Origin of the sequence: Rhodococcoides fascians A44A (genome assembly GCF_000760735.1) — a bacterium.
Lineage (GTDB): Bacteria > Actinomycetota > Actinomycetes > Mycobacteriales > Mycobacteriaceae > Rhodococcoides > Rhodococcoides fascians_E.
Genome location: NZ_JMEX01000008.1, coordinates 2862029 through 2877079 on the forward strand (window position 1 = coordinate 2862029; position 15051 = coordinate 2877079).

The window sequence follows — 15051 nt, forward strand, 5'->3', positions numbered from 1 at the left end:
TTTTTCGTTGTGTGCCTTCACGATTCGGACGTCGTGCGCTGCGCCGCGATCTTCGCGACCTTGCGCTGGTCGAACAGGAACGGACCGCGAACGCCCGTCCCTCTGTGCGCCGGCGTCAGCTCACCACGTGCGACCATCCGCGAAATCCCGGAGGGAGTCACGCCGAGACGGTCCGCAGCTTCACGCGTCGGAATCAGCTTCTCTGTGATCGTCACAATGTGATCGTTGCAGGCATGTTTGAGCCTGTCAAAACATTGTGCTTCCGGCGTGTCTGCGAGGATTCACAATGTTGTGACGTATCGCGCGCTTGCGGCAGTCATAAGGTTGTGCGAGGATTGATCTTGTTCAGACGAAGACCCGCACTGATGAAGGAGACCCGACGATGAGTGCACCCAGCGCGCCGCGCTTGCAGATCCCCGTGTTCGACCTCGCCGACCGGCTCCGGAAATCGCTCCGGGTGTCCGGAATGAGCGTGCAGGAAATGGGCGATTACCTAGAGATCACCCGCGAGACCGTGGGCCGGTACATGAACGGCCACGTCCGCGTGCCCGGCCCGACGCTGCGCGTCTGGGCAATGGCGACCGGAGTCCCGTTCGAGTGGTTGAAGGACGGCACCGTTCCGGCCGAGCTAGCAGCGGAAACGCAAGGCGCAGAATCGAACCCACGGACTTTGGATTAAAAGGTCCTAGGTTTGGCGTCCTGACCGGGCTGAGGGCCGCGTCATGACCGGCCACGGCAAGGGTGAGAACGATGTCGACCTCTACTGCCGGGTGTGCGGTGAGTTCTGCGTGAGTGTGTCCGGTTCGGCACCGCCGGTACCTGTTCGACATCGGACGTGTCGCGATTCGGTGAATTGTCGGACTCAACCCGCCAGTAACACTGGTGCGCCTGTGACTGTTGGGACGCATGAGCACTAACGCGACGATCGACCAATGGGAACTCTGGCACCACGGCGTACGCCTGGCCGACACGACGAGAACCGAGCGCATCCGCGTGATGCAGCAGTTCGCACTGGAGACGGGCGTCGACCCGACCTACGCGCTGCCGCTCGACATCGTGCGCTGGTACGCCTCGCACCCGGAGTGGAGCAGAAGCACCCACTACACCTACCACTCGTACTTGGTGACGTGGTTCAAATGGCTACAGCTACAAGACATTCGGAGCGATGACCCGATGATCAAAGTCGGCAAGATCAAGCAACCGAAGCGGCAGCCTCGCCCCGTGGCCGACGAGCACCTCATCGCGCTATTGCGCACGAACATGCACCACCGCACCCGCGTGATGATCCTCCTCGCCACCCTCGCCGGTCTGCGGTGCATCGAGATAGCGTCGTTCCGGGGCGAGAACGTCGACCTGCCACGCGGCCGCATGCTCATCCCCGGCAAGGGCGGGACCGAGAAGTGGGTACCGATCCACCCGGTGCTGGCGACCACGGCCGAGACGATGCCGGCGCGGGGCTGGTGGTTCCCGTCGAACAAGACACGGCCGGGGCAACACGTCACCCGCAAGAGTGTGAGCCAGAGCGTCGGTGATGCCTTCCGGCGCGCGAAGATTCCGGGATCCGCTCACCCGCTGCGGCACTGGTACGCCACCACGCTGCTGGAGGACGGGGCGGATATTCGCGTCGTGCAAGAGTTGATGCGCCACGGATCGATCCACTCCACCCAGGGGTACGCCGGCGTCACAGACCTGCGCATGCGGACCGCGATCGAGAAGCTGGACCTGTACCGCGCCATCGCGTAGCTGTGCTATCAATCACGCATGCGCAAGTTGATGCTGGCGGCACTGTCCGCCGTGACCCTCGCTGCCTGTTCTTCCGAGCAGGCAGCCTCGGATGCCGAACCGATCGACATAGAGGTTGCCCTGAACGTCGCGCCCACTCACGTGCAGCGACTAGCCAACGGTTGCGAGGCACGTCCCCTCGTCGGTGTGGCGGAGCGAACGCCTGTAGTCATACGCAACGACAGTGGGACCACAATTGGCGCAAGTCAATTCGCGGCGGGCATAGTTCAGACGGACGGCTCCTGTGTGTTGTCGGCGCAAATCGAGGTAAGCGAGACCAGCGACTTCTATGAGGTGACCATTGGACGACGCGAGCCGGTGACCATGCCTGCCGATCGAGTCCAGAACGGCAGCCTTGCGCTTCGGGTCGGATACTAGGGCACGCTAGTCCCAGTACAGGTAGGTGTTGGTGGCACCGACTGTGCGGGTTGTGCCGGTCGATGACTTGTAGATCGCGAGCTGGTCGCCGGCGTTCAGGGTGATCGGCACGTCTGCGAATGTGGTCGTCGTGTCGAGCGTCGGGATATTGACGGTGGCGATGGCGACACCGTTCTGGTGCAGTTGGTACGTCTGGCCACCGCTGGCCGCGCCGGACGTGAGCTGCACTTTCCAGTGGGCGGTCTTGCTGCCGGCTCCGTCGCTCACCAGGTACGTGTCGGCCGTGACGGTCGAGCCCGACCGCGCTGTCCAGCCGGTGATGTAGCCGGCTGCCGAGCCACCGCCGAAGTTGCCGGCCTTGTCCATGCCCATGTTTGAGATAGCGGACCACGCTTGCACAGCGGCGTTTCCAGTGCCGACCATGACGCGCTTGACTGCGACGGTCGAGCCGCCGACGCCAGCGACGATGCGCTTGATGGCAGCCCCGGCGAGCCGGACCGTCACGGGACGATCACCGCAATGAACCCGACCGCGTTCTTCTCTGCGGCAGTGAGCGCGGTGTACATCGCTTCGGTACCCGACCAGACCTTCGTCGTCGCGCCGGCAGCGATCGTGGGTCCGGCGGGACCAGTTGCACCGGTGTCACCCTTCGCGCCAGTGGCACCGGTGTCACCCTTCGCGCCAGCGGGACCGGTCGCGCCGACGGGACCTTGGGGGCCGGCCACGCCCTGGAGCTGGACGCCGTTGCCGTTCGCCGGCCACGCGGTCCCGGACCAGATGTAGACCTTGCCATCAGCAGTAACCATGTACCCGTCACCGGCTGCGAGGCCTGTGGTCGGGAGCGCTGCGTACGTAGCCACCTGCCCCTTGAGTTGCAGGCCGGTGCCCTGGGGTCCGGTCGGGCCGGTGGGTCCTGTCGGCCCTACCTCGCCGGTGTTTCCCTTCGCGCCGGTGGGTCCTGCGGGTCCGGTCGCGCCGGTGTCACCCTTGGGTCCTGCTTGGTAAGGGCGCTGCGTCCACGTCTGGACGCCGTTGCCGACTTTCATGTAGCCGGTGTCGGTTTCCACACCAAGTTCGCCGGCCTTGAGAACAGGGTTCTGTGCGGTCCATTCGGCGGCTGTGGCGCGGAGCTGTTGAATGCGGGAACGTACGGCCATCAGAGGGTGCCTCCATCGAGGATCGAAGTAACGGTGTCGGCGGGGTGACCGCCGTCGATGATCGTTGTCGCCGGCCGTGCGAGTGTGCCAGCATCGACATCGCCCAGCGGCAGCACCGGCACCGCCGTGGCTGGCACCCAGTGCGACTGCTCGGCAGTGGGGTCGAAGCGGATATCGACAGTCCACTTGTTGGGCTTGATCGTGTGCTCGAGGCGACGGATGCGCCGGACGGCAGCTTGCCCGCGGAATCGGACCACAATGCCGTCGAGCGCCTGCAGTTTGGACACGAGCTGAATGTGACGGTCCTCGGTGACGGTGAGCCGAATCTTATTGACCGACTGCACATCTTCGCCGTGCTCGTCCAGGATCGCGGACGCCCACGCTTGGAACGTGGTGCCGTAGCGATCTGCTATCAGGTCTTCCCAGCTACCCGTGCCGCGCACCACGTCGAACGATCGCTTCTGCAGTCCGTACACCTCGATCGAGGACTGCCGTCTGTATTCGATCGTGCGTGTCTTGGCTGCGATGTCCGTGAGCGCCATGATCGGCGGGTCCTCGCCGTCTGTCTGACGCTCCAGGAAGTCTTCGCGGTCGAGGTAGTGCTCGGTCACTGCGACCGCGTTCACGAGATTCACGGTGTCCGAACCTGACTCGATTTCGAGGGTGTAGCTCATGTCCGCTTGGCCGGGCATGTCCGACAGGTCGAGTGTGGGTGTGTCCGATAGCGAGGACGAGAGCTGCAGTCGGTTGTGCCGATCAACGAACAGGAACGCCTTGCGTGTGTTTCGGACCATCATCAGGGAGTCGCCCATCGTCATACCTGACTTGGAGTACGACGGGAAGTAGTCCCAGCCGTCCGGGAGGGGGCCGGCGATCCCGGTGTAGTCGACGCCATCGATCGCGACCTGTGCGCCGGTGGCGGCGAGAAGCGGTGCGTACTCGTGTAATCGGTCGTATGCGACTGGGCAGTCCGACTGGGTGACAACGCCATGTGCAGTGTGGACGGTCAGCTCGACCTGATCCTTGCGATTGAACGAGTGAACGATCCGGCGATGCCTGATCGTTCCGGTGTAGACCGTCGTGAAACCGGCAGCGTGTTTAGCTACCAACCGAATGCGCTTCCCGGCGGTGAGCTGCGAGCTGATGGTGTTCGAGACGAAGCGGATTGTCGCGATTGCGAGGTCGGCTTCGATGCTCTCGGTCGTGATCTTGTTGACGTCATCGATCACGTTCACATAGTTGTAGCGACGGGCCGGTGTCTGCTCGATCGTGACGGTGGAATGCTCACGGGCAGTAAGCCGTTCGACACCGTAGTTGCCCGTCGAGGTGAGTGTGACGACACCGCCGGCCGGCGCTAGCGGGGTGACCACGCGAGCACCGGCGGGCACGACGACATTGGCGAGCAGAGTTGCTCCATCCCACGCCTGCACCGTCACGCTGCCGGACGCGCCCACATCTGCGCACAGCACGAGCTCGGCATCGGCCGGCACGTTGGTGAACGTTGTTCGGTTGCGGAAAACAGTCCCGGTCCGACTGAGCGCATTGTCTTGGGTGAAGTTGACGATGCTCGGCTTCTTCACGTACACGGTCAGCGGGTTGGCTGTGTACACCGCGAAGAAATCGGTGTCGAGAGCGCCCCAGTAGAACGAGCGGTACTGCGCCTTGAAGGGGTTCCCGGTCGTGGATGCGTGCATGGTGACGGTCAGGTGCAGTCGGTCCACGTTCGGGGGGACGGCCACGTCGCTGACAGTCGGCAGTGTCAGTGCGATGTAGTTGTTCTGGGGGGAGGCGTAGACCCATTGCTGCATCTGGGTCTGGTAGGCGAGTAGCTCGACCTTGTTCGTGGACTCGACGCCGTACTCGTCGGTGACTTCTTTTGTGCCCCACAGCACGACGCGCACGTTGATGTTGGTCTGATTGCCGTCTTCGTCGTCGGGGTTGTAGCCGGTGCGCCGAATCCTGATCCGACCCGACCAGTTCACCTGCATGCCTTCCGCGACGGGGATGGCCATTCTTGAGTGGGCGAGCACTGGGCCTATGTCTACCGCCTTCTGTGCTGTGCCGCTGCCGTTGACACTGATCACCCAGTTGGTGCGAGTCGATTTGAAAGTTCTAGCAGTTCTGTCGGATTGGATTCGGGTCGTGGTCTCGCTGTGAAATGCCATGCCTCGGGTGCAGTCGTAGACGATGCCGCCGGGTTCGTACGTGCGCTGCGGCAGCGCGACTCCCTCGGGTACCCACACATCGTCGCGGGACTGCTCGACCTGTAGCTCGACCATCGATCGGTCGATGAACCTAGACATTGATCACCTGGCTCGATGAGCCGACTTCCTTGCCGTACGCGTTCAACACGTCCTTGACCTCGCGGCCGATCTTGATCGGGTCGGCCATCAGGCCGGCCTCCACCTGAACGACGACCTTCTGCCGGATGTCCATGCCGCCGGACAGTCCGATGTTCGGCACCAGGTCGTCATCGAACGCGGTGTACACATCGCGGGCGAGTCCTTGCGCAGCGTTGATCAGATCGGACTTCTGGGACTGCATGCCGCCGATGAAGCCCTTGACCATCGCCTGCCCGTGGGGAATGAGCATGATCCGGTCAGCGGCAATTCCTTTGCGTCCCTTGTAATGTCCTTTGTTCGCGGCGGCGATGCGGCCGAGTTCGGCGGCAGCGGCAGCGACCGCACCGGCCTGCGATCGGATGCCGGCCGCGAACGATGCGCCGGCGGCAGCGCCCTGCCCGGAGAGGTCGACCGAGACGTTCTGCGCGGCTGCGGCCATCGACGCAGCTGCGCCGGCGACCACGCCGGCCGACCCTGCGAGGCCAGCCGCGAACGTCGCGCCGGCCGCTGCACCCTGCGCGGTCAGATCGACATTGAACGCGGACATGTCCGGCGGTGGCGGCGGGAGGATTTCCACCGGCACCTTGATCGGCTCGGGTGCGTCGATCGTGAGCGTTCCGATACCAGTGGTGTCGTACTCCACCGGCACCTTCAGCGGTGGAATTTCGGGCTGCGCGAGGTTGGTCAGCTCGGCCTGCGTCTCGATCTTCACCGGCTCGATCGGCGGTGGCGGCGGTGGCATCGGTCCGGGCTCCAGCGGCACTTCCACCGGAGGGATGGCCGGCGCTAGCCCCAGGTCATCGAACACCGGGATCACGGGCTGCTCGACCGGCGGCAGTGGCACCGGTGGGCCTTGACCGAGCGCGGCGAGAACTTGGTCCATCATCGGCGTGACGGAGGTCAGGTCCGGGTTGGCCTGGACCTTCGGGCCTTTCCAGTTGATTAGGCCGATCTTGTCCAGCGCGGCATTGATCTGGTCGCCGAAGCTGTTCAGCCCGGACACTTCTCCGAAGTTGACCGCACTGTCACCGACGCCCTGGAGAAAGTCTCCGAACGCCGACGCCGCTGTCCCGACGTCTTTGGCCGCGTTGGTGAACTTGGTGATGTCGCTGGTGATGCCCTCGATTGCTCCAGATATCGAGTCGCCGTCGATGCTGCCGGCGAGTTCACCGAAGCTGTTCGCCATGTTCGAGATGCCATCGATCGTGCCCGACCAGTCGGTGCTACCGAGTTCGTCGAACAGTGCGCCGACGCCGGTGGTGAAGCCGTCGAGCGCGCCAGAGTCCAGGTAGCTCATGACGTTCTGGAAGCCGTTGGCCATCGAGACGAGCGAGTCGCCGGCACCGTCGATGATTCCGGGGATCATTCCGAAAACCCGTTGTGCGCCTTGGACAATGGCGGGGTCACCGAGCTTGCCGGCGAAGTTGCCGATGGCCTGAATGTAGGACGGGATATTACTGATCAGGTTCTTGATGTGCGGCTCGGCGGCACCGAACGCCTGTTCCATCGCGGGGCCGATCTGGGCAGCGATCGCCGGCATTTTCCCGGACAGCTCATTCACGAGGCGGGCAGCGCCGGCCGTCACCACGTCGAGGCTTGGCCGGATTTGATGGAAGGCGGCACCGACCGCCGTGGCGAGATTGACCAGCGGCTCCTGCACCGGTGCCGAGATTTCCTTCATGGTCTCGATCACGTCGTTCTTCATGAACGTGAAGTGATCGACCACTTTCTGCGAGGTGGCAGCGGATGCGATGGGGATAGCGGCGAGCGCGCCACCGAAGCCGACCGACAGTGCGCCGGCGGCGGCAGTGACCGCGCCGAGGCCGGCCGCGACCGCGTAGACCGAGGCGCCGGCCGCGCCGGAGATAAGCGGGGCGAGCGCGACACTGAGAGCGGCTATACCGGGCGCCGACTTCAGCAGACCGCCACCGGCTGCGCCCAGCGCACCCACACCTCGCGCTGCGCTGCTGGCGCTGCTGCCGAGATTGATGGTGTCGTTGTTCAGGGCGAGCAGCGCGAGGCGGAATGCGGCCAACTCAGCGGCCGCGCCGGCGGTGTCCACGTCGAGGTTGATGGTTACCGACCGGGGGACGGCAGCGATGAACGCGGCCAGCTCGGCAGCGGCCGCACCGGTATCGAGGTCGAGCGACACGGTGGCGTTGCCGCGTGCAGCGTCGAACGCGGCCAGCTCTGCTAGCGCGCCGGCATTGCGCAGCTCGACATCGACGGTGACGGTCCGGTCGCGGAGTGCGTCCAGCTCTCGGCGTAGACGGGAGAGTTCGCCGGTGTCGGTGTCGACCTTGACGCTGATGCGCTCGTTGCGGAGCGATTGGAGGTCAGCCTTGACCTTCTGTATCGCGGTGCGCAGACCGTTCTCGTGGCCGTCGAAATAGATGTCGACGGTGTTCTTGTTAGCCATCGCCCAGGTCCTCTCTCAGTACGGCCGGCAGTGGCAGCGGTTCCTCGCCCAGGTCTGCAACCTGCCCGCGTAGGCGTGCGATGTAGTAGCGGGCGGATATCTTCCACTCATCCAGCCGAGCGACCTGACGGTTCAGGGTTGCGTTCGACTTCACCAGTGCGACAACGTTTTCGGTCTGCACTTTGGCGCGGACACTGACGACAGTGGCGACTGCGGTGGCGATCGCGCCGATGGTCGCGGCGATGATCGCCGCCGTGTCCATTACTTCACTCCGAGTGCGGCCCACAAGATGGCCGCACAGACGTTCGCGCCGACGCCGAGAACGATCGCGATGACGCCAACGAGGATGGGGGTAGGGGGAACGCTGCGCAGTGGAGCGATGATCAGGCACAGTCCCCAGAACGCCCAGGACGCCACGACGAGGCCGTGGCCGATGATGACCTCGCGGCGCATCAGCGCGCAGACGAGCGCTATTACACCGGTGACGCCGAACAGGAACGGCCACACGGGGAATGCCGACTCCACGAGGACGACGAGTGTCTCTTGCCCTGGAGGTAGTGGCCGGCGGACGAAGTGCTCGGGGCCGGCGTACAGCGCACCGACGACGATGGAGGCGGTGGCGAGTACTACCGAGAGGGCTTGCGCTGCCGCGAGGACCGCACGTTCGTTCATCAGCGCCCGATCTTGCGCTGCCCGAACGCGAGCAAGGTCATGATGGCCGCGACTCCGGCACCGGATGCGAGTCCTTTCCAGTCGCTGTAGTCGAGCAGATCGAAGTCGCCACCGCTGAACGTGTCGGCCGCGAATCCGAACACTCCGGCGAGCACCAGTGTGACGACGCCCTGCACGGCAGTGCGCTTGGCGGCGGTGGCAGGCTGCACCGGCTCGGTCGCCGGCGGCACGTCGACCTCTTCGAGAGGCTGGTTGCGGTTGAGCGCTTTGGTGAAGATCGGGATGAGCTGCTCGAATCGAGCGTCGATCTCGGGACCGACGCGCTTCATGATTTCCGCGCGCACGAGGTCCAGGGGTCCGGTCATGACTTCTCTTCCATCAGTTGGGTTTCGGACGGCAGCTCGGTCCGAAGGAGGTAGCTCGTCGCGGCGGTGATGCCGGCGACGACTCCGAGCACCACCGCCGTGGCGAGGGTCTGCACGCCGTACCTCATAGGCCGAGCTTGCCGAGAGTGGCCGGTCCTGCGATGCCGTCGACTAGGAGGCCGGCGCGCTGTTGGAACTCGCGCACCACGGCCTCGGTCGCCGGACCGTAGTCGCCGTCGACCACGAGCCGTGAGTAGCGCGGGTAGTCGCGGTTCAGGCGCTCCTGGAGCCGGCGCACTGCGTCACCGCGTGAGCCGCGCATCAGCAACGTGGAGCCGCCACCGACGCCGGGGTTGGGCACGACGACGGGGGCGGGCGTGGGCGCTGTGCCGCCGTACAGCCCGAACAGGCCGGCGCGCAGCTCGTGGGCGAAGTCGACGTAGGCCTGCACCGGCTTGCCCTTGGCGACCTGGTAATGCATCTCGTCCACCGGGTTGCCGCCCCAGCAGTCGCGTCCCCAGTCGATCAGGCCGCGGAACCCGGCTTGGAGTTGCTTCACCCGCTGAACGCGCTCCTGCGGCATCGTGTGCTTACGGAACGGGTACTTGTTCCAGTTCAGATCGATTGCTGTGCCTGACAGGTGATTCGAGTTCCACACGCTGTTCGTCGGGGTCCAGCCGCCCTCGTCGGATGCACCGCCGGACAGCGGTTCGATATCGCGGTTGTACATCGCGGCGAAGCTGGCGAGCACGAACCCTGCATCGTGCGGGTGCAGCGGTAGGACGATGTTTGTCCCGGCGATGGCGCGGCGGGTCGGGTTGCCGATCTGCGCCCATCCGTTCTCGGTGGTGACAGTCATGACTTCCTTCTCCTGCTTCTCACTGCTCGTTTGTTGGCGACTGCGACGAACGCGTTGACCTCGCGCACCGTCAGCTCGTAGTAGACGGAGGGCGGCTGGCCGGTCAGCATGCAGAACTCGGCCAGCCGTTCGGCCTCGTGGTCGGCTAGTTCGCGGGCTTGTCTTTTGGGTCGCTGTCCTCGCTGTCGAGGCTGAGCGAGTCGGCTACCTGCTTGGTCGTGGTTTCCTCGAGGAACTTGTCGAAGCCGGACTTCTGGGCCGCGCCCCACTTGCGCACGTCGTCGGCCGGGAGCTTGCGCACGTACTCGACCGCGAACAGGGTCGCGTAGTAGTCCTTGCCGTCGTGGATCTGCGAGCCGGTGAGCGACTGCACGCGCTTCACCTGGAGCCCGGTCAGGTTGTCGATCGCGTCTGCGAGTCCGCTCTTCTTCTCGGTCATAGTCCTGCCTCGTCCTTTTTCTTGATCAGTTCGCGCCGCACGCGCTGCACGGCGAATGTCCTGTTGGCGTTGAGTGTTCGGTACAGCCACGGGTTCGGTGCTTGGCCGTCCCATCGGGTGCCGGCGTGGTTCATCGCCACGTAGATGCCGCCACCGTGGCTCTTGCGCGCCGCGCCGCCGGCGCTCAGGTGCGACCTCAGGTTCGACGCCTTGCCCTTGAGCGAGGCGCGGGTCTTGCCGCTGTACCTCGGGGCTTGGAACCGGCCGGTCACCAGTGCACGACTGGTGATCTGCTGGAATGCCGGCTTGAGTTGACGGGAGGTCTTTGCGAACGTGGTGAGCTTCGCGACTATCTCGTCCCTGCCGTCGAGCTTGACGTCGATCCTGAGGCCGGCCATCGACTACGCCGTGATCCGCTCGGGCACGCCCTCGATTTCCCACTCGATTTCGGTCTCGTGCGCCTCGGCCGCCTCGCCGCCGACACCGGGCTTGCGAGTGATCTTGACGTCACCACCAAAGTGCGGCTGCGCCTCGGTAGCGACCGCGTTGCCGTAGGGCTTGATGAGGAACGGCACCACCTGGCCGGAGTTCAGCCATGCCATCGTCCACAGGCTGTCGGCGGCATAGTCGTCGTACATGGTGCCGCGCAGGAACCACTGCGACGTGTCGCCGGTCGAGGCGTTCGCGAAGGTGATGAAGTCGCCGTCCTCGCCGTCGTCCGGCTCTGCGCGGACCTGGTGCAGGTAGCTGTTGTACTCCTCACCGTCGATGGTGATCTTGAGGTTCTCACCTTTGGTTCCTTTGAATGGCATTGCTACACATCCTCTTTCAGATTGATTGCTGCGGACACCACGACCTGTGCGCCGATGGTGAGTTTTTCGTCCTCGGTGCCGATGAGCGGGTACTGGACCTCATCGACCGTCATGTTGATGTTGCGGAGCGCGAGGACAGCGCCGCCGATCATGGTCTCCAGATGGGACCGGACAACCTCGCCGGTGCCTCGGGCCGCGATGAGCTGCACGACGTAGTGCACGACGAACGGCTCATCGAAGGTGGTCTCGCCGTCCGTGTCGAGGAACGGCTCGGCCGGCACGAGGATGGCGACCGGGCCGACGACTTGCTTGTTCTCCCATCCCTGGACGCGGATGCCGGCACCTTCCAGTGCGGTGACGACCTCCGCGCCTGCCTGCGTGATGTTCATATGAAACTCACGTACCGGCGCGCCTGCCGCATGATGACGTGCAGCGGGTCGCGGGACGAGCGGGTCTGGCGCGAGTTCCCGAACGGGTCGGTGCTGGTGCTCGGACCCGACGTCACGTCGAACAGCTCAGCGCCGACGAGGAGGTACCACCGCCTGCGTGTCGCCGGCGGAATCTCGCGCCACGGGTTCCGACAGAAGTCGTCCACCAGCTCGACAGCACTGTCCAGGTCGAGCTGCAGATTCTCGTCGTCGCTCTCGGTAGCGCCGACGAACTTGCGGAACTGCTCGACGGTCGGAACCGTCGAGCCAGCCGCGTCGTCGGGTGCGGTCATCAGACAGTCCAGGTGACCTTGGTGATGCCCTTGGGCTGCTCACTGTAGATGCCCTGGTAGCCGTACAGCGAGAAGTCCTTGGTCAGGTTGACGATGTTCTCGTCCTGGAGGCGGAACGGTGCACCGGAGGATTCCATCGACGTGATGCCCTCGCGGCTGGCGACGTAGAAGCTGTTCGCCGGCAGACGCGGCACGACGACGAACGGCAGCCGGGAGATGCTGCCGCCGAGCTCGACGGAGCTGAGGTCCATGGTGCCCCAGGTGTTCTGCCCGTCGCCGGACACGTCGAAGATCGGCCGGCCGGTCGAGTCCTCGATCAGGGCAATGCCCTTGAACACGTCACGCGACATGACGATGAAGTCGGGCAGCAGTCCCTTGGACTCGTCCTCGATCATGGCCTTTGCGTCGATGACGACCGAGATCCACTCGGGTGCACTGTCGGGCTTCGGGCCGGCCAGTGCGATGAGGTTGGCGCGCTTGGACACGTCACCGGCCGTGGTGGGCAGGGCGAGCAGGTGCCCGCGGACGTACAGTTCGAACGCCTCGGCGTACTGAATGTCCATGTAGCGCATGGTCGCGTCGAGGAAGCGGACGGAGTTTCGCTCGATCTGCTGGCGCGACAGGCTGGTGTAGCCACCGACCGTGCGGATGCTGCCGCCGGCGGTGCCGACCTTCAGCTGCATGAACGCGAGGTCGTCGCCTTCCGCAGCCTGGACCTCGACAGTGCCGGTCTCCGACTCGATCACTGGGTACTCGAACGTCGAGCCCTCGGAGGGGAGCGGTTCGCGGGAGAACAGGGTCGTCAGCGGCCGGCGGCGGTTGACCAGGCGCAGTTGCTTGTCGAGCCACACCGGGCGGTCGAGGCCGTTCTCTGCGAGGGTCTGACCCTCGTAGGCGCGGGTCTCGGCGCGGTCCATGCCGATGTCCTGGAGCGCTTCGCGAATCTCCTCCACCGCGTCGGCGTCACCGCGCAGCATCGCCTTGAGCAGTTCGCCACCGGAGCGGGTCTTCCACTCGCGCCGGCCCTGCTGCTGCGCGCCGCCGGCTTCGAGTACTCCGATCCGGCGGACCATCTCGGCGTTGTCGGTGCGGAGCTGCGCAACTTCGGGGTGGCCCTCGATCAGCGCGCGGATTTCCTCTTCGGTCATTTCTGTTTCCTGTTCTGTTGCAGCGCTTCTCACGCTTTCGATGACCGCGCCCTTGTAGACGGGGTTTTCGCAGATCGACACCTCGACCAGTGCGACCTTGGTTCGGACGACCACGCCGTCGCGGACCTCGTGCTCGGTGGGCCGGAAGCCGACCGAGAAGAACTTCAGAACGCCGTCACGAGCGAGTTCGAGAACTTCGTCGCCGCGAGCGGTGTTCGCGATCCGGCACTCCACGAGCTGGCCGGGATCGGTGGAGCGACTGGACACCAGCGCGCCGATCGGAAGATCGCCGCGTTTGATACCGCCGTGGTTGACGTGGACGGACACCAGCTCACCGTCCGCGATCGAGCCGCGAGCGAACTGCTCGAGGTACTCGCCGGCGGACGTGCGGACTGTGGCCGGCGTATCCCACGGCACCGCGATACCGGTGATCATGCGCGTCTGCTCGTCCACGCCGACGATCGGCGCGGTACGCACTTCCACCTCGGTGTCGACGGCAGCGGTACGCGTCTCGATCGACCGGGCGTCGATCACGGCCTGACGGACGAAGCAGTCCTTCGCCTCCAGCAGTTTGCGGAGGCCGGTCGTCAACTCCGCCCCCGAACCGACTGTGTTGGCCATCTGGTAGGCCAGCACGGACAGTGGCGCGGATACAGCCTGGAGATGTGCAGGTAGGTGTGCGTGCTCGAACAGATCGAGCAGATGCTGAGTGGAGGGGTGGTAGCTCATGCTTCGATTTCCTTCGGTTGATCGAGGCGCTCGGATGCGACCTGTTTCGGGGCCGGCTTCTCGTCGCCACCGGGCAACGGCTTGAGTCCGTCGCGGGCGCGTAGCTCGTTGACGGTCCGGGTGCCGTTGTTGATGTTCGCGGTGTCGACCTCGGCGCGGGTCTTGCTGTCCATGCGCAGCAGGCCGGTCTCGTCCAGCTCGACCTTGAGTCCGCTGCCGATCGAGTCGGACAGGCCGCGCTCGAATGCGTTCATGTACTTCGCCAGCGTGGCGACGAGGTACTGGAGCGTCGACTGTTCGAGGTTCTGATATGTCCGACTCTCGGTGCCGCCGGGAACGAGGAGGTCGAACGCCGGCGTGCCGCAGATGCGGACAATCTTCCGGTCGATGGCATCCTGCACTTCGATCATTTGTGCGTCGGCTGGTTTGAGTTGCAGCGCTTCGTATTTCAGTCCAGACGACAGGATGACGTTTTGTCCGCGGTGCGAGCGGAGGAAGTCGTTCCACCGTTCCTGTAGCTCGTCCTGGTCCTCGGAGTTCAGGTGCATGTCGGTGTTGAGGGTGCCGGACGGGATACCGGAGTCGAACCACTCGCGCTGAAACTCTGCGAGCGTGAGCGCGGCGCGCAGCTCGGTCTGCGCCAGTTGGCGGGGTCCGATGCCGCGAGGCTCGCCGGTGATCGCGGTGTGCTTTTTGTGGATCACGCGGGCGTTCGGAATGAAGCGGCCGTTGTGGCCGTAGCGCGGCCGGCCCCAGGTGCCATCGGGCAGGCGATCGCGGACGACGGTCATCTCTTCCGGCGAGGTCGGAATGAGGTTGACCGTTTGCGGATCACCGACGCGGAGCCAGAAGAACTCGCCGTGCAGGAACAGATCGTTGACCGACGACTGCACGAATTCTTCGTAGTCCATGTCGAGGTTTGGCTTGTTGACGATCACCGGGTAGTTGCGCTCGGTGGGATCGAGGAGGGCCTTGGTGATGTCGCGGACCGTGGGCGGCATGGAGGACATCATCGTGTTGGTTTGGTCCATCGACCGCGAGAACGCCGACACCTTCAGCGCTTCTCGCCATGTGACGTATGCGACGGAATCCGTTCGGGGAGGAGGCATTACGCCGGGTAGCGGTGAATCGCCGCCGGCGGAATCGACCGATCCGGAGCGTGTCTCCACGTCCCGTCCGAATCCGAAGTACCTGCTGATTGCGTTCATTGGTGGGAGACGCTAATCCC

At 64.7% G+C, this 15051-nt stretch carries 20 protein-coding genes; 3 read left to right on the forward strand and 17 right to left on the reverse strand.

Translation table 11 applies throughout. From position 1 onward, the window contains the following. Positions 1 to 17: 17 nt before the first annotated feature. Positions 18 to 215, reverse strand: coding sequence for a type IV toxin-antitoxin system AbiEi family antitoxin domain-containing protein (locus tag BH95_RS25645; protein ID WP_037165103.1), 198 nt, complete (start codon positions 213 to 215; stop codon positions 18 to 20). 167 nt (positions 216 to 382) lie between these two features. Here BH95_RS25645 and BH95_RS25650 point away from each other — a divergent pair, with 167 nt between their 5' ends. The 3 genes from BH95_RS25650 to BH95_RS25660 all read left to right on the forward strand — a co-directional run bounded on the left by BH95_RS25650 (position 383) and on the right by BH95_RS25660 (position 2160). Further along, complete coding sequence (locus tag BH95_RS25650; RefSeq protein ID WP_052060182.1) at positions 383 to 679, forward strand: helix-turn-helix domain-containing protein; 297 nt, start codon at positions 383 to 385, stop codon at positions 677 to 679. A 227-nt stretch (positions 680 to 906) separates the two neighbouring features. After that, the gene (locus BH95_RS25655; RefSeq protein WP_037164943.1) at positions 907 to 1743 is read left to right on the forward strand and encodes a tyrosine-type recombinase/integrase; all 837 of its coding nucleotides are present in this window, start codon (positions 907 to 909) and stop codon (positions 1741 to 1743) included. Positions 1744 to 1761: 18 nt separating this feature from the next. Beyond that, positions 1762 to 2160, forward strand: a complete 399-nt coding sequence (locus BH95_RS25660) for a hypothetical protein (protein ID WP_037184902.1) — start codon at positions 1762 to 1764, stop codon at positions 2158 to 2160. A gap of 6 nt (positions 2161 to 2166) precedes the next feature. Here the strand turns inward: BH95_RS25660 and BH95_RS25665 are convergent, their stop codons facing one another. The 16 genes from BH95_RS25665 to BH95_RS25740 form a co-directional block, all read right to left on the reverse strand. Then, positions 2167 to 2664, reverse strand: a complete 498-nt coding sequence (locus BH95_RS25665) for a hypothetical protein (protein WP_037184904.1) — start codon at positions 2662 to 2664, stop codon at positions 2167 to 2169. Continuing rightward, positions 2661 to 3317: a collagen-like protein gene (locus tag BH95_RS29855; protein WP_167336920.1), complete on the reverse strand. Its 657-nt coding sequence runs from the start codon at positions 3315 to 3317 to the stop codon at positions 2661 to 2663. Before BH95_RS29855 ends, BH95_RS25665 begins: the two co-directional genes overlap by 4 nt. Next, the gene (locus BH95_RS25680; protein ID WP_037184905.1) at positions 3317 to 5620 is read right to left on the reverse strand and encodes a hypothetical protein; all 2304 of its coding nucleotides are present in this window, start codon (positions 5618 to 5620) and stop codon (positions 3317 to 3319) included. Before BH95_RS25680 ends, BH95_RS29855 begins: the two co-directional genes overlap by 1 nt. Beyond that, the gene (locus BH95_RS25685; protein WP_037184908.1) at positions 5613 to 8078 is read right to left on the reverse strand and encodes a hypothetical protein; all 2466 of its coding nucleotides are present in this window, start codon (positions 8076 to 8078) and stop codon (positions 5613 to 5615) included. The genes BH95_RS25680 and BH95_RS25685 overlap by 8 nt, the downstream gene beginning before the upstream one ends. Next, on the reverse strand, positions 8071 to 8340 hold the full coding sequence (locus tag BH95_RS25690; protein WP_052060183.1) for a hypothetical protein: 270 nt from the start codon (positions 8338 to 8340) through the stop codon (positions 8071 to 8073). Before BH95_RS25690 ends, BH95_RS25685 begins: the two co-directional genes overlap by 8 nt. Next, on the reverse strand, positions 8340 to 8750 hold the full coding sequence (locus BH95_RS25695; protein WP_052060184.1) for a hypothetical protein: 411 nt from the start codon (positions 8748 to 8750) through the stop codon (positions 8340 to 8342). The genes BH95_RS25690 and BH95_RS25695 overlap by 1 nt, the downstream gene beginning before the upstream one ends. Beyond that, on the reverse strand, positions 8750 to 9115 hold the full coding sequence (locus BH95_RS25700) for a hypothetical protein (RefSeq protein ID WP_037164952.1): 366 nt from the start codon (positions 9113 to 9115) through the stop codon (positions 8750 to 8752). The genes BH95_RS25695 and BH95_RS25700 overlap by 1 nt, the downstream gene beginning before the upstream one ends. Continuing rightward, the gene (locus tag BH95_RS29860; protein WP_275041265.1) at positions 9112 to 9243 is read right to left on the reverse strand and encodes a hypothetical protein; all 132 of its coding nucleotides are present in this window, start codon (positions 9241 to 9243) and stop codon (positions 9112 to 9114) included. Before BH95_RS29860 ends, BH95_RS25700 begins: the two co-directional genes overlap by 4 nt. Further along, positions 9240 to 9974, reverse strand: coding sequence for a peptidoglycan-binding protein (locus BH95_RS29290; protein WP_052060185.1), 735 nt, complete (start codon positions 9972 to 9974; stop codon positions 9240 to 9242). Before BH95_RS29290 ends, BH95_RS29860 begins: the two co-directional genes overlap by 4 nt. Positions 9975 to 10119: 145 nt before the next feature. After that, complete coding sequence (locus BH95_RS25710; protein ID WP_037184911.1) at positions 10120 to 10413, reverse strand: hypothetical protein; 294 nt, start codon at positions 10411 to 10413, stop codon at positions 10120 to 10122. After that, a complete protein-coding gene (locus tag BH95_RS25715) occupies positions 10410 to 10811 on the reverse strand; it encodes a hypothetical protein (protein ID WP_037184913.1) in 402 nt (133 codons plus the stop codon). Before BH95_RS25715 ends, BH95_RS25710 begins: the two co-directional genes overlap by 4 nt. A 3-nt stretch (positions 10812 to 10814) precedes the next feature. Further along, positions 10815 to 11225 carry a hypothetical protein gene (locus BH95_RS25720; RefSeq protein WP_037184914.1) on the reverse strand — a complete coding sequence of 137 codons (411 nt, stop codon included), beginning with the start codon at positions 11223 to 11225 and terminating at the stop codon, positions 10815 to 10817. Between the two features lie 2 nt (positions 11226 to 11227). Further along, positions 11228 to 11614, reverse strand: coding sequence for a hypothetical protein (locus tag BH95_RS25725; protein ID WP_037184917.1), 387 nt, complete (start codon positions 11612 to 11614; stop codon positions 11228 to 11230). Further along, a complete protein-coding gene (locus BH95_RS25730) occupies positions 11611 to 11946 on the reverse strand; it encodes a hypothetical protein (RefSeq protein WP_037184919.1) in 336 nt (111 codons plus the stop codon). Before BH95_RS25730 ends, BH95_RS25725 begins: the two co-directional genes overlap by 4 nt. Next, the gene (locus tag BH95_RS28480) at positions 11946 to 13823 is read right to left on the reverse strand and encodes an HK97 family phage prohead protease (protein ID WP_080738098.1); all 1878 of its coding nucleotides are present in this window, start codon (positions 13821 to 13823) and stop codon (positions 11946 to 11948) included. The genes BH95_RS25730 and BH95_RS28480 overlap by 1 nt, the downstream gene beginning before the upstream one ends. Continuing rightward, positions 13820 to 15031, reverse strand: coding sequence for a phage portal protein (locus tag BH95_RS25740; protein WP_037184922.1), 1212 nt, complete (start codon positions 15029 to 15031; stop codon positions 13820 to 13822). The genes BH95_RS28480 and BH95_RS25740 overlap by 4 nt, the downstream gene beginning before the upstream one ends. Positions 15032 to 15051: the final 20 nt, after the last annotated feature.

Bases quoted from the DNA above. Each gene is read 5' to 3' on its own strand.
- BH95_RS25650 (WP_052060182.1), top strand. From the start codon at position 383: ATGAGTGCACCCAGCGCGCCGCGCTTGCAGATCCCCGTGTTCGACCTC.
- BH95_RS29855 (WP_167336920.1), bottom strand. From the start codon at position 3,317: ATGGCCGTACGTTCCCGCATTCAACAGCTCCGCGCCACAGCCGCCGAA.
- BH95_RS25710 (WP_037184911.1), bottom strand. From the start codon at position 10,413: ATGACCGAGAAGAAGAGCGGACTCGCAGACGCGATCGACAACCTGACC.
- BH95_RS25700 (WP_037164952.1), bottom strand. From the start codon at position 9,115: ATGACCGGACCCCTGGACCTCGTGCGCGCGGAAATCATGAAGCGCGTC.
- BH95_RS25725 (WP_037184917.1), bottom strand. From the start codon at position 11,614: ATGAACATCACGCAGGCAGGCGCGGAGGTCGTCACCGCACTGGAAGGT.
- BH95_RS25680 (WP_037184905.1), bottom strand. From the start codon at position 5,620: ATGTCTAGGTTCATCGACCGATCGATGGTCGAGCTACAGGTCGAGCAG.
- BH95_RS28480 (WP_080738098.1), bottom strand. From the start codon at position 13,823: ATGAGCTACCACCCCTCCACTCAGCATCTGCTCGATCTGTTCGAGCAC.
- BH95_RS25690 (WP_052060183.1), bottom strand. From the start codon at position 8,340: ATGGACACGGCGGCGATCATCGCCGCGACCATCGGCGCGATCGCCACC.
- BH95_RS25715 (WP_037184913.1), bottom strand. From the start codon at position 10,811: ATGGCCGGCCTCAGGATCGACGTCAAGCTCGACGGCAGGGACGAGATA.
- BH95_RS25695 (WP_052060184.1), bottom strand. From the start codon at position 8,750: ATGAACGAACGTGCGGTCCTCGCGGCAGCGCAAGCCCTCTCGGTAGTA.
- BH95_RS25655 (WP_037164943.1), top strand. From the start codon at position 907: ATGAGCACTAACGCGACGATCGACCAATGGGAACTCTGGCACCACGGC.
- BH95_RS25720 (WP_037184914.1), bottom strand. From the start codon at position 11,225: ATGCCATTCAAAGGAACCAAAGGTGAGAACCTCAAGATCACCATCGAC.
- BH95_RS29290 (WP_052060185.1), bottom strand. From the start codon at position 9,974: ATGACTGTCACCACCGAGAACGGATGGGCGCAGATCGGCAACCCGACC.
- BH95_RS25740 (WP_037184922.1), bottom strand. From the start codon at position 15,031: ATGAACGCAATCAGCAGGTACTTCGGATTCGGACGGGACGTGGAGACA.
- BH95_RS25730 (WP_037184919.1), bottom strand. From the start codon at position 11,946: ATGACCGCACCCGACGACGCGGCTGGCTCGACGGTTCCGACCGTCGAG.
- BH95_RS25660 (WP_037184902.1), top strand. From the start codon at position 1,762: ATGCGCAAGTTGATGCTGGCGGCACTGTCCGCCGTGACCCTCGCTGCC.
- BH95_RS25685 (WP_037184908.1), bottom strand. From the start codon at position 8,078: ATGGCTAACAAGAACACCGTCGACATCTATTTCGACGGCCACGAGAAC.
- BH95_RS29860 (WP_275041265.1), bottom strand. From the start codon at position 9,243: ATGAGGTACGGCGTGCAGACCCTCGCCACGGCGGTGGTGCTCGGAGTC.